The organism is Pseudomonas sp. FG6 (genome assembly GCF_057809015.1).
The window spans coordinates 17,858-35,456 of the sequence record NZ_JBMDJD010000031.1 but is presented as its reverse complement, the minus strand read 5'-3'; the positions used below and the strand labels follow the sequence as shown (position 1 = coordinate 35,456).

Annotated in this window: 19 protein-coding genes, 1 tRNA gene and 1 pseudogene; 16 read left to right on the top strand and 5 right to left on the bottom strand. The window is 59.1% G+C overall.

Annotated features, from left to right (window positions below):
- The first annotated feature begins 7 nt into the window (after nucleotides 1-7).
- From rbsK to ACODSJ_RS19215, 3 genes are read left to right on the top strand one after another with little or no spacing between them, the layout of a single operon-like run.
- Nucleotides 8-922, top strand: coding sequence for a ribokinase (gene rbsK / locus ACODSJ_RS19225; protein ID WP_489103230.1), 915 nt, complete (start codon nucleotides 8-10; stop codon nucleotides 920-922).
- Complete coding sequence (gene rbsD, locus ACODSJ_RS19220) at nucleotides 919-1,323, top strand: D-ribose pyranase (protein WP_489103229.1); 405 nt, start codon at nucleotides 919-921, stop codon at nucleotides 1,321-1,323. Before rbsK ends, rbsD begins: the two co-directional genes overlap by 4 nt.
- Nucleotides 1,324-1,350: 27 nt before the next feature.
- Nucleotides 1,351-2,379, top strand: coding sequence for a nucleoside hydrolase (locus ACODSJ_RS19215; protein WP_489103228.1), 1,029 nt, complete (start codon nucleotides 1,351-1,353; stop codon nucleotides 2,377-2,379).
- A gap of 46 nt (nucleotides 2,380-2,425) precedes the next feature.
- On the opposite strand, the gene ACODSJ_RS19210 is transcribed toward ACODSJ_RS19215, so the two are convergent.
- Nucleotides 2,426-2,623 carry a hypothetical protein gene (locus tag ACODSJ_RS19210; RefSeq protein ID WP_489103227.1) on the bottom strand — a complete coding sequence of 66 codons (198 nt, stop codon included), beginning with the start codon at nucleotides 2,621-2,623 and terminating at the stop codon, nucleotides 2,426-2,428.
- Between the two features lie 128 nt (nucleotides 2,624-2,751).
- On the opposite strand from ACODSJ_RS19210, the gene ACODSJ_RS19205 reads away from it, so the two are divergent.
- Nucleotides 2,752-3,057 carry a hypothetical protein gene (locus ACODSJ_RS19205; protein ID WP_489103226.1) on the top strand — a complete coding sequence of 102 codons (306 nt, stop codon included), beginning with the start codon at nucleotides 2,752-2,754 and terminating at the stop codon, nucleotides 3,055-3,057.
- A gap of 163 nt (nucleotides 3,058-3,220) precedes the next feature.
- Nucleotides 3,221-3,535: an I78 family peptidase inhibitor gene (locus ACODSJ_RS19200; RefSeq protein WP_489103225.1), complete on the top strand. Its 315-nt coding sequence runs from the start codon at nucleotides 3,221-3,223 to the stop codon at nucleotides 3,533-3,535.
- A gap of 67 nt (nucleotides 3,536-3,602) precedes the next feature.
- On the opposite strand, the gene ACODSJ_RS19195 is transcribed toward ACODSJ_RS19200, so the two are convergent.
- Nucleotides 3,603-3,815, bottom strand: a complete 213-nt coding sequence (locus ACODSJ_RS19195; protein ID WP_003179963.1) for a cold-shock protein — start codon at nucleotides 3,813-3,815, stop codon at nucleotides 3,603-3,605.
- A gap of 278 nt (nucleotides 3,816-4,093) precedes the next feature.
- Nucleotides 4,094-4,396, bottom strand: coding sequence for a hypothetical protein (locus tag ACODSJ_RS19190; protein WP_489103224.1), 303 nt, complete (start codon nucleotides 4,394-4,396; stop codon nucleotides 4,094-4,096).
- Between the two features lie 395 nt (nucleotides 4,397-4,791).
- On the opposite strand from ACODSJ_RS19190, the gene thrS reads away from it, so the two are divergent.
- The 11 genes from thrS to ACODSJ_RS19135 all read left to right on the top strand — a co-directional run bounded on the left by thrS (nucleotide 4,792) and on the right by ACODSJ_RS19135 (nucleotide 15,283).
- Nucleotides 4,792-6,714 carry a threonine--tRNA ligase gene (gene thrS / locus ACODSJ_RS19185; RefSeq protein WP_489103223.1) on the top strand — a complete coding sequence of 641 codons (1,923 nt, stop codon included), beginning with the start codon at nucleotides 4,792-4,794 and terminating at the stop codon, nucleotides 6,712-6,714.
- Nucleotides 6,714-7,265, top strand: a complete 552-nt coding sequence (infC, locus tag ACODSJ_RS19180) for a translation initiation factor IF-3 (RefSeq protein WP_172679675.1) — start codon at nucleotides 6,714-6,716, stop codon at nucleotides 7,263-7,265. Before thrS ends, infC begins: the two co-directional genes overlap by 1 nt.
- A 60-nt stretch (nucleotides 7,266-7,325) precedes the next feature.
- The gene (gene rpmI, locus ACODSJ_RS19175; RefSeq protein WP_002553160.1) at nucleotides 7,326-7,520 is read left to right on the top strand and encodes a 50S ribosomal protein L35; all 195 of its coding nucleotides are present in this window, start codon (nucleotides 7,326-7,328) and stop codon (nucleotides 7,518-7,520) included.
- A 30-nt stretch (nucleotides 7,521-7,550) separates the two neighbouring features.
- A complete protein-coding gene (gene rplT / locus ACODSJ_RS19170; RefSeq protein ID WP_039592831.1) occupies nucleotides 7,551-7,907 on the top strand; it encodes a 50S ribosomal protein L20 in 357 nt (118 codons plus the stop codon).
- A 109-nt stretch (nucleotides 7,908-8,016) separates the two neighbouring features.
- On the top strand, nucleotides 8,017-9,033 hold the full coding sequence (gene pheS, locus ACODSJ_RS19165; RefSeq protein ID WP_260961854.1) for a phenylalanine--tRNA ligase subunit alpha: 1,017 nt from the start codon (nucleotides 8,017-8,019) through the stop codon (nucleotides 9,031-9,033).
- A 48-nt stretch (nucleotides 9,034-9,081) separates the two neighbouring features.
- On the top strand, nucleotides 9,082-11,460 hold the full coding sequence (gene pheT, locus ACODSJ_RS19160; protein ID WP_489103222.1) for a phenylalanine--tRNA ligase subunit beta: 2,379 nt from the start codon (nucleotides 9,082-9,084) through the stop codon (nucleotides 11,458-11,460).
- 3 nt (nucleotides 11,461-11,463) lie between these two features.
- On the top strand, nucleotides 11,464-11,766 hold the full coding sequence (gene ihfA, locus ACODSJ_RS19155) for an integration host factor subunit alpha (RefSeq protein ID WP_002553164.1): 303 nt from the start codon (nucleotides 11,464-11,466) through the stop codon (nucleotides 11,764-11,766).
- The gene (locus ACODSJ_RS19150; RefSeq protein WP_260961856.1) at nucleotides 11,747-12,103 is read left to right on the top strand and encodes a MerR family transcriptional regulator; all 357 of its coding nucleotides are present in this window, start codon (nucleotides 11,747-11,749) and stop codon (nucleotides 12,101-12,103) included. The genes ihfA and ACODSJ_RS19150 overlap by 20 nt, the downstream gene beginning before the upstream one ends.
- Nucleotides 12,104-12,192: 89 nt before the next feature.
- Nucleotides 12,193-12,269 (top strand) — tRNA-Pro (locus tag ACODSJ_RS19145).
- Between the two features lie 392 nt (nucleotides 12,270-12,661).
- The gene (locus ACODSJ_RS19140; protein ID WP_489103221.1) at nucleotides 12,662-13,870 is read left to right on the top strand and encodes an MFS transporter; all 1,209 of its coding nucleotides are present in this window, start codon (nucleotides 12,662-12,664) and stop codon (nucleotides 13,868-13,870) included.
- 330 nt (nucleotides 13,871-14,200) lie between these two features.
- Complete coding sequence (locus tag ACODSJ_RS19135) at nucleotides 14,201-15,283, top strand: alpha/beta hydrolase (RefSeq protein ID WP_489103220.1); 1,083 nt, start codon at nucleotides 14,201-14,203, stop codon at nucleotides 15,281-15,283.
- A 288-nt stretch (nucleotides 15,284-15,571) separates the two neighbouring features.
- Here ACODSJ_RS19135 and ACODSJ_RS19130 read toward each other — a convergent pair whose 3' ends face one another.
- Together ACODSJ_RS19130 and ACODSJ_RS19125 are read right to left on the bottom strand one after the other, a co-directional pair.
- Nucleotides 15,572-16,339, bottom strand: a complete 768-nt coding sequence (locus ACODSJ_RS19130; RefSeq protein WP_489103251.1) for a methyl-accepting chemotaxis protein — start codon at nucleotides 16,337-16,339, stop codon at nucleotides 15,572-15,574.
- 93 nt (nucleotides 16,340-16,432) lie between these two features.
- Nucleotides 16,433-17,515: pseudogene (locus tag ACODSJ_RS19125) on the bottom strand (HAMP domain-containing protein); the annotation flags it as partial.
- Nucleotides 17,516-17,599 lie beyond the last annotated feature (84 nt).

The window sequence follows — 17,599 nt, the reverse complement described above, 5'->3', positions numbered from 1 at the left end:
ATGACGTATGCCAGCAAAAGTAGTGGTAATCGGCAGCCTGAACATGGACCTGGTCACCCGGGCGCCGCGCCTGCCCCGTGGGGGGGAAACGCTGATCGGCCAATCGTTCTCCACGATCCCGGGCGGCAAGGGCGCCAACCAGGCCGTGGCCGCCGCGCGCCTGGGGGCGCAGGTGTCCATGGTCGGATGCGTGGGCAGTGATGCCTACGGCCAACAGTTGCGCGAAGGCTTGCTGGCCGAGGGCATCGATTGCCAGGCGGTCGGTGTCGTGGAAGGCTCCAGTGGTGTGGCGCTGATCGTGGTCGACGACAACAGTCAGAATGCGATCGTGATCGTGGCCGGTGCGAACGGCGCCCTCAGCCCGGACGTCCTGGACAATGTCGACGCGGTCCTGCAAGGCGCCGATGTCATCATTTGCCAGCTTGAAGTGCCAGACGTCACCGTCGGCCACGCCCTCAAGCGCGCTCGCGAACTGGGCAAGATCGTCATCCTCAACCCTGCGCCGGCGTCCCATGCATTGCCGCCTGAGTGGTATGCCTGGGTTGATTACCTGATTCCTAACGAAAGCGAGGCGGCGGTCCTGAGCGCAGTGGCGGTGGATTCCCTGGAAGCCGCCAAGGCTGCTGCGACGCAATTGATGGCCGCTGGCGCCGGCAAGGTGATCGTGACCCTGGGCGCCCAAGGGTTGATATTTGCCGATGGCACAAGCTGCGGGCATTTCCCCGCGCCGCAAGTCAGGGCACTGGACACCACGGCGGCAGGGGATACCTTCGTCGGCGGGTTTGCGGCGGCCTTGGCTACTGGCAGGAGCGAGGTCGAGGCGATTCGTTTCGGCCAGGTTGCCGCGGCGCTGTCAGTCACCCGAGCGGGGGCGCAACCCTCTATCCCCACGTTGCAGGAAGTGCAGGCGTTCACATCATGAAAAAGACCCCCTTATTGAACGTGGCGCTGTCGCGCCTGATCGCATCGTTGGGCCACGGCGACAAAGTGGTCATCGGCGATGCCGGCCTGCCGGTGCCGCCCCAGGTCGAATTGATCGACCTGGCCCTGACCCAAGGCATCCCCGACTTTGTCAGCACCTTGAAGGTGGTGCTCAGCGAAATGCAGGTGGAGCGCCATGTGCTGGCCGAGGAAATCTTCGACAAGCAGCCGTCGGCCCTGGTGACACTGGAGGCGCTGCATGCCGACGGTGCACTGGGCACACGGGAGCGGCTCAGTCACGAGGCGTTCAAGATCCTTACGCGCGAGGCGCGGGCGGTTATTCGCACGGGTGAATGTTCGCCGTATTGCAACATTGTGCTGATCGCTGGAGTCACGTTCTAACCAACAACCTTGCACAAGGAGTGCCCCATGCACCGCTATGCTGAGAAACTGCATCAACTGTTCCGGAGTCTACTGCTTGTGTCACTGATCACTGCTACGAGCGCCCAGGCGGCGGAAAAGATTGACCTGATCATCGACACCGATCCGGGCGCCGATGACGTGGTGGCACTGTTGTTCGCCCTGGCGTCGCCGCAAGAGCTGAACATCCGTGCGTTGACCACCGTCGCGGGCAATGTGCGGCTGGACAAGACCTCCCGCAACGCGCGCCTGGCCCGGGAGTGGGCGGGGCGCGAGGACGTGCCGGTCTACGCGGGTGCGCCGAAGCCGTTGATGCGTACGCCCATCTATGCGGAAAACATCCACGGCAAGGAAGGCCTGTCGGGCGTCACCGTGCATGAGCCGAACAAGGGATTGGCCAAGGGCAATGCGGTCAATTACCTGATCGACACCCTCAAGGCTGCCAAGCCCCACAGCATCACCATTGCCATGCTCGGCCCGCAGACCAACCTGGCGTTGGCGTTGGTCCAGGAGCCCGAGATTGTCCAGGGCATCAAGGAAGTGGTGGTCATGGGCGGTGCGCATTTCAACGGCGGCAACATCACCCCCGTGGCTGAGTTCAACCTGTTCGCCGACCCGCAGGCGGCCGAGGTCGTCGCCAAAAGCGGGGTCAAGCTGACGTATCTGCCGTTGGACGTCACCCACAAGATTCTCACCAGCGAGGTGCGCCTGAAACAGATCGCCGCGGTGGGCAACAACGCTAGCAAGATCGTCGGCGATATCCTCAATGAGTACGTCAAGGGCGACATGGAGCACTACGGCATGACGGGCGGGCCGGTGCACGATGCGACGGTGATTGCCTACCTGCTCAAGCCGCAGCTGTTTACCGGGCGCTCGGTCAACGTGGTGGTGGACAGCCGCGAAGGGCCGACGTTCGGGCAGACCATCGTCGATTGGTACGATGGCCTGAAGGCGCCCAAGAATGCGTTCTGGGTGGAAAATGGCGATGCCCAGGGCTTCTTTGACTTGCTGGTCGAACGATTGGCGCGCCTTAAATAACCTTCCTAATGCGCGCCCGCTGGCCGGTGGCTGCGGGCGCGTCGGCTCATTCCACGGTGTCGGTGAGGCTCGGGTATCGTTCGAAAGCCTGTTGGATAAAGTTACGGGCGACGTCTATCCCCAGTTCCTTTACCAGCAGCTCGATCACTATGATCGCCAGTTCCTCCGGGCTGCCTGGGCTGTAGGAGCTATGGCCCTGCGCCCATTTGGCATTGATGGTGGCTTCGATGCTGACGGTGCTCATGGTAGGGCTCGCGAGGTGGAGGTGTGTAGGCTGAGTTAACCATTTTTGCCCAGGCTTTGGCACTGCGACTTAGGGATCACGCAAGGGCTGTGCGACACTTGGTTTTTGACTTTTCCAAGGAGCCCGCTGTGCAGATCGATTTGAACGCTCCTGGCGGCCTGACCCTGGATGCGGTCCGCCAGTTGCTGGCCTCGGCCAGTGACGACGAACATACCCAGCTGCGAGTGACCCGAGAGGGGATTGCCTACCTGTCTTGCGGCGTGGTCGGAGGCACCGACATTGGTGGCTTGCTGTTTCGGCTGGAAACGTGGGCAAAGGGATCCGGCTACGTCGGACGTGTCGCCGCCAGCGACGAAGTCTGGGTCATGCAGATCTACAACGCCCTCAAGGACAACTGGCCGAACCCGCCCTTCGATTACATCGACGTTTACTGAGCCTGATTCATATTCAGTCACGATTGAGCTCGGAACGGCCGGTCGGGGTCAGGCAAACTGCGGCTTTTGCGAACGAGGCGTGCCCAGGCAGGCCCTCTGTTGAAACCTGGCGCCGTTCTCGCTGTCGCACGCACTCTGTTTATTGATCAAGAAAGGAGGCTCCATGCCTTGGAAGCTCACGTCATTGGGTACTGTGCTGGCTGTCGCGTTGTTGAGCGGTTGCAGCAGTCACCCTGAGTCGACCCCAGGTCCAGCGACGGCCGAGACCGGCCACAGCCGCTGTGAAGCGAAGGCTGCCGAGTTTGCAATCGGCAAGCAGGCGTCGCCGCAATTGCTCGAACAGGCCCGCACCCGGGCCGGCGCGCAGAACGCCCGGATCCTCAAGCCCAACGACATGATTACGCTTGAGTACCGCTCGGATCGCCTGAACCTCAATACCGATGCCAACCTGGTGGTCAATCGGGTGAATTGCGGCTGATCGGCGGTTTTCACCGGCCCATAAAAAACCCCGTCACATGGACGGGGTTTTTTAGTGCGCCGGGAAATTACTCTGGGCGAACTTGTGCAGCTTGCATACCCTTTTGGCCTTTCTCAGCCACGAAGGATACGGTTTGGCCTTCTTTCAGGCTTTTGAAACCGTCGCTTTCGATAGCTTTGAAGTGTACGAACAGGTCGTCACCGCCACCTTGAGGAGTGATGAAGCCGAAGCCTTTTTCATCGTTGAACCATTTAACGGTGCCGGTTTGGCGATTAGACATGGTGTATCTCCAAGAAACATATATTTTCAGTGTACTGTGTTGCTCAGGCCAACTGGGCACACCGGGGTATCATAGTCGAAATGTTCGATTTGGGAGCCCCCCGGACGCGCTCTTTGCCAATCAGTCGTGTTTTCCTTATCGCCAGAATCCGCTGAAAGCCCCGGTTTAAAGGGCTTTCGATGGAAAATGAGGGTGATAAAAAAAGCTGTAAAACCTGCAAAAAAACCTGGTCAGAAGGCCTTTATCGGCCTTTTTTCAACGTTCGCGAGGCTGGAAAGTCATTTTTTTGCAGGTGGATTGGCCTTGCATTTTGCAATCTGCCCCAGCGCCTTTTGCTGCAGCTCCGGGCTGGCCTTGTTGTCCATCAGGGCCTGGATGTCCGAGGCCGGGTAGGACTTGATCGCGTCGGCGCCACAGCCGCAATGGGACTTGGCCGCCGCTGCGCCGATCTGGGGGGTGGCCGCTTCCGTGCACTGGGCCATGTATTTTTCGCGTTCACCCTTCGGCCAATCGGCATGGGCGGTCAGCGGCAGCAGCAGGGCAAGGGGGGCGACTACTGCGAACAATGTATTCAGACGCATGCGAAGATGCTCCTTTTGGGTCGATGTCTTGTTATCTGAGGCGTTGCGCTCGCTTCAGTTCAGCACTCTGGCATAAAAACCATGGATTTACGCCTGGTGTCATTTCATTGAGCATCAGGCTTCAACTTGAGCACGGCGACGACCGTTCATCTGTGCTAGCATGCCTCGCTCGGGTATTTCCAGGCTCCGGAGGACGACAGGTCCCGGCAGCGGCAAATGTTCGATTAACCCTGATTTGAATACCAGTCACTCTGGTTCGGTTTCCCGGTTGGCCGCAAGGCTCCTGCCGCTGTAAGGCAGGCGTTCGTCATTGAATGGCCTGGACTGGATCTTGTACTGGCTCATCCCAACCCACGTGACCTTTGGTAGGGGTCACCACTAGGAGAGGAGGCGCCATGCCAACTATTACTCTTCCCGACGGCAGTCAACGTTCATTCGATCACCCGGTTTCCGTAGCCGAGGTCGCAGCATCCATCGGTGCGGGCCTGGCCAAGGCCACCCTGGCCGGCAAGGTCAACGGCAAACTGGTGGATGCCAGCGACGTCATCGACAGCGACGCCACGCTGCAAATCATCACGCCCAAGGACGAAGAGGGGCTGGAGATCATTCGCCACTCTTGCGCGCACCTGGTCGGCCATGCGGTCAAGCAGCTGTACCCGAGCGCGAAGATGGTCATCGGCCCGGTCATCGACGAAGGCTTCTATTACGACATCGCCTTCGAGCGTCCTTTCACGCCGGACGACATGGCGGCCATCGAACAGCGCATGCAGCAGCTGATCGAGAAAGATTACGACGTCATCAAGAAAGTCACTCCGCGCGCCGAAGTCATCGAAGTCTTCAAGGCCCGTGGCGAGGACTACAAGCTGCGTCTGGTGGAAGACATGCCGGACGAGCAGGCCATGGGCCTGTACTACCACGAAGAATATGTCGACATGTGCCGCGGTCCGCACGTGCCGAACACCCGTTTCCTGAAATCCTTCAAGCTGACCAAGCTGTCCGGTGCCTACTGGCGCGGTGACGCCAAGAACGAGCAGTTGCAGCGCGTCTACGGCACCGCATGGGCCGACAAGAAGCAACTGGCGGCGTACATCCAGCGTATCGAAGAAGCCGAAAAGCGCGATCACCGCAAGATCGGCAAGCGCCTGGGCCTGTTCCATACCCAGGAAGAATCCCCGGGTATGGTGTTCTGGCACCCGAACGGCTGGACAATGTACCAGGTGCTCGAACAGTACATGCGCCAGGTCCAGCGTGAGAACGGCTACCTGGAGATCAAGACGCCGCAAGTGGTCGACCGTAGCCTGTGGGAGAAATCCGGGCACTGGGCCAACTACGCCGACAACATGTTCACCACCCAGTCGGAAAACCGCGACTACGCCATCAAGCCAATGAACTGCCCTTGCCACGTGCAGGTGTTCAACCAGGGCCTGAAGAGCTACCGCGAGCTGCCGATGCGCCTGGCCGAATTCGGTGCCTGCCACCGTAACGAGCCGTCGGGTGCGTTGCACGGCATCATGCGCGTGCGTGCATTCACCCAGGACGATGCACACATTTTCTGCACCGAAGAGCAGATGCAGGCCGAATCCGCAGCCTTCATCAAGCTGACCATGGACGTCTATCGCGATTTCGGCTTCACCGAGGTCGAGATGAAGCTGTCCACTCGTCCGGAAAAACGCGTCGGTTCCGACGAGCTGTGGGATCGCGCCGAGGCCGCCCTGGCCGCCGCCCTCGACAGCGCGGGCCTTGCGTACGACTTGCAGCCGGGCGAGGGGGCTTTCTACGGTCCGAAGATCGAATTCTCGTTGAAAGATTGCTTAGGTCGCGTCTGGCAATGTGGTACCTTGCAGCTCGATTTCAACCTGCCGATCCGTCTGGGCGCCGAATACGTGTCCGAAGACAACAGTCGCAAGCACCCGGTCATGCTCCATCGTGCGATCCTCGGTTCCTTCGAGCGTTTCGTCGGGATTCTGATCGAACACTACGAGGGCGCGTTCCCTGCGTGGCTGGCACCGACCCAGGCAGTGATCATGAATATCACTGATAAACAGGCAGATTTTGCCGCCGAGGTCGAAAAAACTCTCAACCAAAGCGGATTTCGTGCCAAGTCTGACTTGAGAAATGAAAAGATCGGCTTTAAAATCCGCGAGCATACCTTGCTCAAGGTTCCCTTCCTCTTGGTTATTGGAGATCGGGAAGTCGAGATGCAGACTGTCGCTGTGCGTACTCGTGAAGGTGCTGACCTGGGCTCGATGCCCGTCGCCCAATTCGCCGAGTTTCTCGCGCAAGCGGTTTCCCGGCGTGGTCGCCCAGATTCGGAGTAATTATTATTAAGCGTGATATGAGACAAGATAAACGAGCTGCACCGAAAGCCCCGATCAACGAGAATATCTCGGCACGCGAGGTTCGGTTAATTGGCGCTGACGGCGAGCAGATTGGCATCGTCTCGATTGATGAAGCGCTTCGAATTGCTGAAGAAGCCAAGCTTGATCTGGTAGAAATCTCCGCAGACGCAGTCCCACCGGTTTGCCGTGTGATGGACTACGGCAAGTCGATCTTCGAGAAGAAGAAGCAGATTGCCGCGGCGAAGAAAAACCAGAAGCAGATTCAGGTAAAAGAAATCAAGTTTCGTCCAGGGACGGAGGAAGGGGATTACCAGGTAAAACTGCGCAACCTGGTACGTTTCCTGAGTGACGGGGACAGGGCCAAGGTATCCTTGCGATTCCGCGGCCGTGAGATGGCCCACCAGGAGCTGGGGATGGAACTCCTCAAGCGGGTTGAACAAGACCTGCTCGAGTACGGTTCGGTCGAACAGCATCCTAAGATGGAAGGACGCCAGCTGATCATGGTCATCGCCCCGAAAAAGAAGAAGTAATCAACAGGGCACGGCAGGCCTTCTGATTATGTTTATCAACTGAATGCGGAGTATCCGAACATGCCAAAGATGAAAACCAAAAGTGGTGCTGCCAAGCGGTTTCTGAAAACTGCTAACGGCATCAAGCACAAGCACGCTTTCAAGAGCCACATCCTGACCAAAATGTCGACCAAGCGTAAGCGTCAACTGCGCGGTAGCAGCTTGCTGCATCCGTCTGACGTGGCAAAAGTCGAGCGCATGCTGCGCCTTCGTTAATTTTTGGATCAAGAATAGAGGAAGTAACTCATGGCTCGTGTAAAGCGTGGCGTCATTGCCCGTAAGCGTCACAAGAAAATTATGAAACTTGCTAAAGGCTACTACGGTGCGCGTTCCCGCGTATTCCGTGTTGCCAAGCAAGCCGTAATCAAGGCAGGCCAATACGCCTACCGTGACCGTCGTCAGAAAAAACGTCAGTTCCGCGCTCTGTGGATCGCTCGTATCAACGCTGGTGCTCGTACCTACGGTCTGTCCTACAGCCGTTTCATCGCCGGCCTGAAAAAAGCGTCCATCGAGATCGACCGTAAGGTTCTGGCTGATCTGGCAGTGAACGAAAAAGCGGCGTTTGCTGCGATTGTCGAGAAAGCTAAAGCCACCTTGGCTTAAGTACCCCCGGCAGTCACTTGGGCTCACCTGTGTGGGCCCCGGTGTTAAACGTCATAAATAGGGGAAGAGCCTTAAAGCTCTTCCCCTATTTTGTATCTGGAGTCTGTACATGGAAAACCTGGATGCGCTGGTCTCTCAAGCACTAGAGGCTGTGCAAAGCGCTGAAGACATCAATGCCCTGGAGCAAATCCGGGTTCACTACCTCGGCAAGAAAGGCGAGTTGACTCAGGTGATGAAGACCCTGGGGAACCTGCCGGCAGAAGAGCGTCCGCAAGTCGGCGCGCTGATCAACGTTGCCAAGGAACGTGTCACAGAGGTCCTTAATGCGCGCAAGGCGTCGTTCGAGGAGGCGGACCTGGCTGCCAAACTCGCCGCCGAGTCCATTGACGTGACCCTGCCTGGCCGTGGCCAGACTTCCGGCGGCCTGCACCCGGTAACCCGGACCCTGGAGCGCATCGAGCAGTTCTTCACCCGCATTGGCTACGGCATCGCCGAAGGTCCCGAGGTCGAAGATGACTACCACAACTTCGAAGCCCTCAACATCCCAGGCCATCACCCGGCCCGGTCGATGCATGACACCTTCTATTTCAACGCCAACATGCTGTTGCGCACCCATACCTCGCCGGTACAGGTCCGCACCATGGAGTCGAAACGACCGCCGATCCGCATCGTCTGCCCAGGCCGTGTGTACCGTAGCGACTCGGATATCACTCACTCGCCGATGTTCCACCAGGTCGAAGGCCTGCTGGTCGATCGCGACATCAATTTCGCCGACCTCAAAGGCACGATCGAAGAGTTCCTGCGGGTGTTCTTCGAAAAAGAGCTGGCGGTGCGTTTCCGTCCTTCGTACTTCCCGTTCACCGAGCCTTCCGCCGAAGTCGACATGGAATGCGTGATGTGCAGCGGTAAAGGCTGCCGCGTCTGCAAGCAGACCGGCTGGCTGGAAGTCATGGGCTGCGGCATGGTTCATCCGAACGTGCTGCGCATGTCCGGGATCGACCCGGAAGAATTCTCGGGCTTTGCTTTCGGCATGGGCGTCGAACGCCTGGCCATGCTGCGTTACGGTGTGAATGACTTGCGCCTGTTCTTCGACAACGACTTGCGATTCCTTGCGCAATTTCGCTAGGGCTTGTGCCTAGGCCGCGGTCCGTAACGAATCTATTAGGAGAACAGCATGAAATTCAGTGAACAATGGCTGCGCGGCTGGGTAAGCCCGCAGGTAAGTCAGGACGAGCTGGTTGCTCGCCTGTCGATGGCCGGCCTCGAGGTCGATAGCGTGACGCCGGCTGCCGGCGAGTTCAGCGGTGTGGTGGTGGGTGAGGTGCTGGCCACCGAGCAGCACCCAGACGCTGACAAGCTGCGGGTTTGCCAGGTCAGCAACGGCGCAGAGACCTTCCAGGTGGTGTGCGGCGCACCTAACGTGCGTCCGGGTCTGAAGATTCCGTTCGCCATGATCGGTGCCGAACTGCCGGGCGACTTCAAGATCAAGAAAGCCAAGCTGCGCGGCGTCGAGTCCAACGGCATGTTGTGCTCCCAGGCTGAACTGCAGATTGGTGAAGGCAACGATGGCCTGATGGAGCTGCCGGCTGACGCGCCGGTGGGCCAGGACATTCGTGAATACCTGGGCCTGGACGATGCAAGCATCGAGGTCGACCTGACACCGAACCGGGGTGACTGCCTGTCCCTGGCCGGCCTGGCTCGTGAAGTCGGCGCCCTGTACGACGTCCCGGTGGCACGCCCTGCGGTCGCGTCCGTTGCGGCCGTGCACGACGAAGTGCGTTCGGTTGAGGTTCTGGCACCGGCCGCTTGCCCGCGTTACCTGGGTCGCGTGATCCGTAATGTGGACCTGTCGAAGCCGACGCCGCTGTGGATGGTCGAGCGCCTGCGTCGCGCCGACGTGCGCAGCATCGACGCCGCTGTCGACATCACCAACTACGTGATGCTGGAATTGGGCCAACCGCTGCACGCGTTCGACCTCGCCGAAATCAACGGCGGCATTCGCGTGCGCATGGCCGAGGAGGGCGAGAAACTGGTCCTGCTCGACGGCCAGGAAGTGACCCTGCGCAGCGACACGCTGGTCATTGCCGACCATTCCCGCGCCTTGGCGATTGCCGGCGTGATGGGCGGCGAGCACAGTGGCGTTTCTGCCACGACTCGCGATGTATTCCTGGAAAGCGCGTTTTTCGACCAGATCGCTGTGGCAGGCAAGGCCCGTTCCTATGGCCTGCACACCGATGCCTCGCACCGTTACGAGCGTGGCGTGGACTGGCAACTGGCCCGTGAAGCCATGGAGCGCGCCACTGGACTGCTGCTGGAAATCACTGGCGGTGAAGCCGGTCCGATCGTCGAGACCGTCAGCGAACAGCACCTGCCCAAGGTTGCACCGGTCACCCTGCGTGCCCAGCGCATCACCCAGATGCTGGGCATGGAAATGGACTCGGCCGAAGTCGAGCGTCTGCTCGGTGCCCTGGGCCTGAACATCAGTGCCGATGGGGCAGGGCAGTGGCGCGTCGAAGTGCCGAGCCATCGCTTCGATATCAGCCTGGAAGTCGACCTGATCGAAGAACTGGCTCGTCTGTACGGCTACAACCGCCTGCCGGTTCGCTACCCGCAAGCGCGCCTGGCCCCCCAGGCCAAGGCTGAAGCGCGCAGCGACCTGCCGGAACTGCGTCGCCTGCTGGTCGCTCGCGGCTATCAGGAAGCGATTACCTACAGCTTCATCGATCCGCGCCAGTTCGAACTGTTCAACCCCGGTGTCGAGCCGCTGTTGCTGGCCAATCCGATTTCCAACGACATGGCGGCCATGCGTTCGTCCCTGTGGCCGGGCCTGGTCAAGGTGCTCCAGCACAACCTGAACCGCCAGCAGGACCGCGTGCGTCTGTTCGAAAGCGGCCTGCGCTTTGTCGGTCAGTTGGATGGCCTGAAGCAGGAGCCCATGCTGGCCGGTGTTGTTTGCGGCAGCCGCCTGCCAGAAGGCTGGGCACAAGGTCGCGACGGCGTGGACTTCTTCGACGTCAAGGCTGACGTGGAAGCGGTACTGGGCTTTGCCGGCGCGCTCGACGCGTTCACTTTCGTGCCGGGCAAGCATCCTGCGCTGCACCCGGGCCAGACCGCTCGTATCGAACGGGACGGGCGTGAAGTCGGTTACGTCGGCGCGATTCACCCTGAGTTGGCGAAAACCCTGGGCCTCGATCGTCCGGTCTTCGTTTTCGAGCTGGTCCTGGGCGAAGTAGCGCAAGGAAAAATGCCGAAATTCCAGGAGTTGTCGCGCTTTCCTGAAGTGCGTCGTGACCTGGCGCTGCTGGCAGACTGCGACGTTGCATCCAGCGCTGTGCTGGACGTAATCCGTGAAAATGCAGGTGAATGGCTGACGGACCTCAGGCTATTTGACGTGTATCAGGGTAAAGGCATTGATCCGCATAGAAAAAGCCTTGCAGTCGGCTTGACCTGGCAGCATCCATCGCGCACTCTTAATGACGATGAGGTGAATACCGCAACGCAAAACATCCTCACCTCGCTCGAAACCAGGTTGAACGCCACGTTAAGGAAGTGACGTATGGGGGCTCTGACGAAAGCTGAGATGGCGGAACGTCTGTATGAGGAGCTGGGCCTGAATAAACGGGAGGCCAAAGAATTGGTCGAACTGTTTTTCGAAGAAATCAGGCACGCTCTTGAAGACAACGAGCAGGTCAAGTTGTCCGGTTTCGGCAATTTCGACCTTCGGGACAAACGCCAGCGGCCTGGCCGCAACCCGAAAACGGGTGAAGAAATCCCGATCACGGCTCGCCGTGTGGTCACCTTTCGTCCAGGGCAGAAGTTGAAGGCCCGAGTTGAGGCTTATGCTGGAACCAAGTCATAACGACGAACTCCCCGTCATCCCGGGCAAACGCTACTTCACCATCGGTGAAGTCAGCGAGCTGTGTGCGGTAAAACCGCACGTGCTGCGCTACTGGGAGCAGGAGTTTCCTCAACTCAACCCGGTCAAGCGCCGCGGAAACCGCCGGTATTATCAGCGACAAGACGTGCTGATGATCCGGCAGATCCGCGCGCTGCTGTACGACCAGGGGTTCACCATCGGCGGCGCGCGCCTGCGTCTCTCCGGTGATGAGGCCAAAGACGATACAACCCAGTACAAGCAGATGATCCGCCAGATGATCGCCGAGCTTGAAGATGTGCTGTTGGTGCTCAGGAAATAATTTCTGCTTTTAAATACTTCCAGTTTTCAAAAGCTTGCGATATATTCCTCAGCGTTCCGTTGAGAAGCGGAACAAGATTCACGCCTAGTCGGGGCGTAGCGCAGTCCGGTAGCGCACTAGCATGGGGTGCTAGGGGTCGAGTGTTCGAATCACTCCGTCCCGACCATATTTTTCAATGACTTAGCCCAATCTGAAAAGGTTGGGCTTTTTCATGTCTGAAAAATACTCCCACATTTACTCCCACGAATATTCTGGATCTAGGTGGCTTCGACCTAGGTATCCTCAAACGATACGCTCGAGATTGGTCGGATTGGGCAAGTAATACATAGAAACCAGCTACTGCAGCCAGGGGTGCAACGCCCACAATTGTCTACATCAACAAGGCCGCATTCATTACTGCACATCGTGGCAGTCTCCAATCTCGCTGGCTGCTCTACATGCGCAGCCAGGCGGCCCTCACTCCCTCAAAGCCTTTACCAATGAGGATAGACGCCTGTGTTATCAACCCCTCTTTCCACTCCTGCTGATGGAGAAAGTCCAAAAGCCTGGGGGGCCGTAATGGCGATGTCCCTGGCTGCGTTCGCCTTGGTCGCCTCTGAATTCATGCCGGTGAGTCTGCTTACACCGGTAGCGACTGACCTGCAGCTCACGGAGGGCCAGGCAGGCATGGGCATCTCGGTATCGGGGCTGTTCGCGCTGATGACGGCATTACTGATTGCGCCTGTCGCGGCGAAGGTCGAACGCAAGAGGCTGTTGCTGTCGATGATGATCATCATGGTCATTTCCGGGACCGTCGTTGCCTTCGCTGCAAACTACGAGACCTTCATGGCCGGGCGCGCGCTTATTGGAGTGGCAATTGGCGGTTTTTGGTCGCTGAGCGCCGCTACATCCATTCGCCTGGTCCCCGCAAATCATGTTCCACGAGCCTTGGCTCTGGTCAACGGTGGGAACGCGCTGGCGACAGTTATCGCCGCTCCAGTGGGTAGCTATCTGGGAGCCTACATCGGCTGGCGATGGGCCTTTTTCACCGTCGTGCCCGTCGCAATGATCGCATTGGCATGGCTGATGTTCAGCATGCCCAAGCTGGCTCCACGCGATACATCGCCTGGAAGCGGCAATGTTCTGCTGCTTCTCAAAAAGCCACCAATCGCACTTGGGATGCTTGCTGTGGCAGGTTTCTTCATGGGGCAGTTCATGCTCTTCACCTACCTGCGACCTTTCCTCGAAGCAGTCACGCGTCTGGATGTGTCGATGATCTCCTTCGTATTGCTGCTGATTGGCGCGGGCGGCCTGGCAGGTACCTTCTTGATCGGTCCCTTCCTTGAAGGTAACGGCCTGTACCGCACGCTTATCAGTGTGCCGATCGTGATGGCGGCGATCGCGATTGCACTCGTGATGTTTGGGCATTCACTGCTCGCCACAGCGGCGCTATTGGCGCTATGGGGCCTGATTGCCACTGCAACGCCCGTTGCTTGGTTCACATGGATAGCACGCGTAGTGCCGGATGACGTTGAGGCGGGCGGAGGCTTGTTTGTAGCCATCTGCCAGTTAGCCATCGCACTGGGAGGCACCGTCGGCGGGATTATTTTCGACGTGTTGGGCTATCGAGCGACCTTTGAAACGAGTGCGCTTTTGCTCGCAGCCACTGCAGTTCTTGCTTTTCTCGCCAGCCGATCAGCGAACAAAGCTGCTGCCAGTGAATTGAACTTCGTCCCGCAGACGTTATGGCGTCCTGCTGGTGATGCACTGCCGTCCTCTGAGCATTGACTCAGCGAAAAACCAACCACGACACCTCCAACGATTCAACTCATATGAAGGAGCCAGAGATGGAACACTTTACCTTTCACAACCCAACCCACCATCGGTGAACACCTCGCAACCCCGCTTTGGAGCGCTGGTTCGATGAAATCGGCACGCCTACGCGGCTGGGACAGTTGGGTATCGAGGAGTCGGACTTGCCTGCAATCGTCGATAACGTCCAGGTAAACGTAAAAGCGTTCGGCATCGCAGAGGCTTACCCTGCGCGTGTTGTGACCGAAATTCTCATGCACGCGCTTTAAGACAGCTCTACTTACAATCACTGATAGGAACAGAGTCATGACCCCCAATTTCTCCGCTAAAAGTGTTTTCAAAGTGACAGTCCTGGCCTTTGCCGTGGCGATGATGGGCATAGAGTCGGCCACAGCGCAGTCTCAGGCCAGCACCGCTGATCCTTCAACGCACCTGGTTCAGGCGTGGGACAAAACCTTTCCCAAGAGTGACAAGGTTGATCACCAGAAAGTGACCTTCAAGAACCGCTATGGGATCACGCTCGCGGCCGATGTCTATCTGCCAAAAAACCGTGGCGATGAGCGTCTGGCGGCTATCGTGGTCGGTGGCCCATTCGGCGCGGTGAAAGAGCAAGCTGCCGGTCTGTATGCACAGACCATGGCTGAGCGCGGCTTCGTCACACTGGCCTTCGACCCTTCCTATACCGGCGAAAGTGGTGGCGAGCCACGCAACATTGCCTCGCCGGACATCAACACTGAAGACTTTATGGCGGCGGTGGATTTCATCGGTCTGCAGTCCTACGTTGATCGCGAGCGTATTGGCATGATCGGCATCTGCGGTATGGGCGGCATGGCGTTGAACGCGGTGGCAGCTGACAAACGTGTCAAGGCTGTCGTCGCCAGCACCATGTACGACATGAGCCGGGTCATGTCCAAGGGCTACAACGACAGCGTCACGCCCGAGCAGCGTGCGCAGGCGCTGGATCAGATGAGCCGCCAGCGCTGGGTAGACGCAGCAAATGGGAAACCAGCTTATCAACCGGCCTACAACAAGCTCAAAGGCGGCGAAGCGCAGTTCCTGGTCGAGTACGCCGACTATTACGTGACGCCGCGCGGCTACCACCCGCGAGCGGTCAATTCGGGCAACGCCTGGTCGGTCACCACGCCGCAGGCGTTCATGAACATGCCGATCCTGAGCTATATCAAAGAGATTTCGCCGCGCCCGATCCTGTTCGTACACGGCGAAAAAGCTCACTCGCGTTATTTCTCTGAAACCGCTTACGCCGCGGCAGAACAACCGAAGGAACTGCTGATCGTCAAAGGTGCTACTCATGTCGATCTGTATGATCAGAAGGACAAAATCCCATTCGATGCGATGACCAGGTTCTTCACCAAAAACCTGAAAATCTAGGCGATTTCTCGAGCGCGGCGCCTTGATCGGCCATTCAGTTTGTACGCGCAGGTTGTCTGGTATTTGCTGCCGGCCATCTTGCAGGCAGGTCTTCTGATTGCCGTCTGGCTCTACAGCCTGCGGCTGCGCCGAACGGGTTATCTGAAGTAAGTGCTCAAGGTCGAAGCCCAGCTCAATGCTGGGCTTCTTGCATTCGGCGGGGATCGCCTGTGACCGGTTGCGCTACAGTATCGCACTGGAGCGAAAGGATCTTGGAGGGTGGAGGAGGCCGTCCCTGGCTCTTCCGATCTAGAACTTGAAGCGCCCTACCAACCCCTTGAGCTGACCGGAAATATCGGTCAAGCGCCCCGAGCCGGTCTGCGCCGAGTGGGCAAACTCTTCGACCAGCTGCGCGTCAGCGTGGATCTGCGCGATGTGCCGGTTGATGTCCTCGGCCACTTGGTGCTGTTCCTCGGCGGCCGTGGCGATCTGGGTGTTCTGGTCGCGAATCGAGTCCACGGAGGTGCGGATCTTGTCGAAGCTGTCGCGGGCTTGCTGGATGCGTTCGACGCTGGTCTGGGACACTTGCAGGCTGCTTTGCATCTGCTGGGTCACTTCCTGGGTGCGGCGGGCGAGGTTGCCCAGCAGGCTGTCGATCTCGCCGGTGGAGTCGGCGGTGCGCCGTGCCAGGGCCCGGACCTCGTCGGCCACGACGGCAAAGCCGCGACCCTGGTCGCCGGCCCGCGCTGCTTCAATGGCGGCGTTGAGGGCCAGCAGGTTGGTCTGTTCGGCGATCGAGCGAATGGTATCGAGGATGGTGTTGATGTTCTTGCTGTCCTGCTCCAGCGCCTGCATGGTCTGGGTCGATTGTTGCAGGTCTTCGCTGAGTTTCAGCACGCTGCCGGTAGCCTCGCCGATGTGATGTTGGCCGTCGTGTACATCGCGGTAGCCGGCGTCTGCGCTGGACGCCGCCTGGCTGCAGGAGCGGGCCACTTCGTTGGCGGTGGCGACCATTTCGTTGAACGCGGTGCTGACCAGTTCCACCGCCTGGCGCTGGCGTCCGGCCGCTTCGTTCATGTTCTGGGCCACATCGCTGGTGTCGGCTGCGGCACTTTGCAAGTCGGTAGAGGCGCTGCCGATGCGTTGTACCAGTTGGGCGATCATGCCCAGGAACTGGTTGAACCAACTGGCCAGGGTGGCGGTTTCATCCTTGCCTTGCACAGACAGCTGGCGGGTGAGGTCACCTTCACCTTCGGCGATTTCCTGCAGGCCATTGGCAACACCGCGAATCGGCCGCACGATCACACCGGCGAAACTGGCGCCGACGATGGCGAACACCACAGCCAGGGCGGCAGCGATGACGGCGATCAGCCAAGTCAGGCTCGAGGCCTCGGCCATCACCTCGTCACGCTTGATCAGGCCGATGAAGCGCCAGCCCAGGCCTTTGGAACTGACCACGTTGGCCATGTACGGTACGCCGTCGATCTCGATCTGGGTCACGCCGTCGCTGCTCTTGGCCAGTTCGGCGTAGTTGGGACCGAGGTCGGCCAGGGGCTTGAAGTTGTGCTTGGCATCGGCCGGGTCCACCAGGACGTTACCGTTGGCTTCCACCAGCATCAGGTAGCCGCTCTCGCCGAGCTTGATGTTCTTCACCAGCTCGGTGAGCTGCTTGAGCGACACGTCCAGGCAGACCACGCCCACGGGTTTGCCGCTGGCATCGGAAACCGTTTGTACGGTGCCGATCAGGGACACATCGTCAGGTGCCCAGTAGTAGGCATTCGTGCGCGCCGTGGCGCCCGGTGTCGCCATGGCGGCTTTGTACCATGGGCGCACGCGCGGGTCGTAGTTGGCCATTTTGGGATCGTCAGGCCAACTGGCGTAGCCGCCGTCGTTCATGCCCACGGAAAGGTAGGCGGTCGTTGGGTGGCTCTTGGCGAACTTTTCGAAGATGTCCAGAAGCTGCTGGTTGATCTCGGGGAAGGGCTGTTGCGCGGCGTCGGCGCTGGAGTAGTTCTTCAGCCCCTTGGCTGCAATGACCCGGGGGTCCTTGGCGAAGAATTCGACGTTCTGGCTGATGGCATCGAAAAACTGCTTCATGCCATTGTCGATCTGGCGGATCTCACGACCGCTGCTGTCCAGGAAGTTGGCCTTTGCGGCGTCGCGCAGGTTCAATACGACGAGCACTGCCACCAGGATAACCGGGAGGCAGGCGATGGCCGCGAACGCCCATGTCAGCTTCTGTTTGATATTCATGACTTCTCCCGCGGGTATTTATAAGTGTTGGGACGGCGGAAACAGCAGCGGTGCGCATTGCGAGTTTTTGGACGGGGAAAGCGC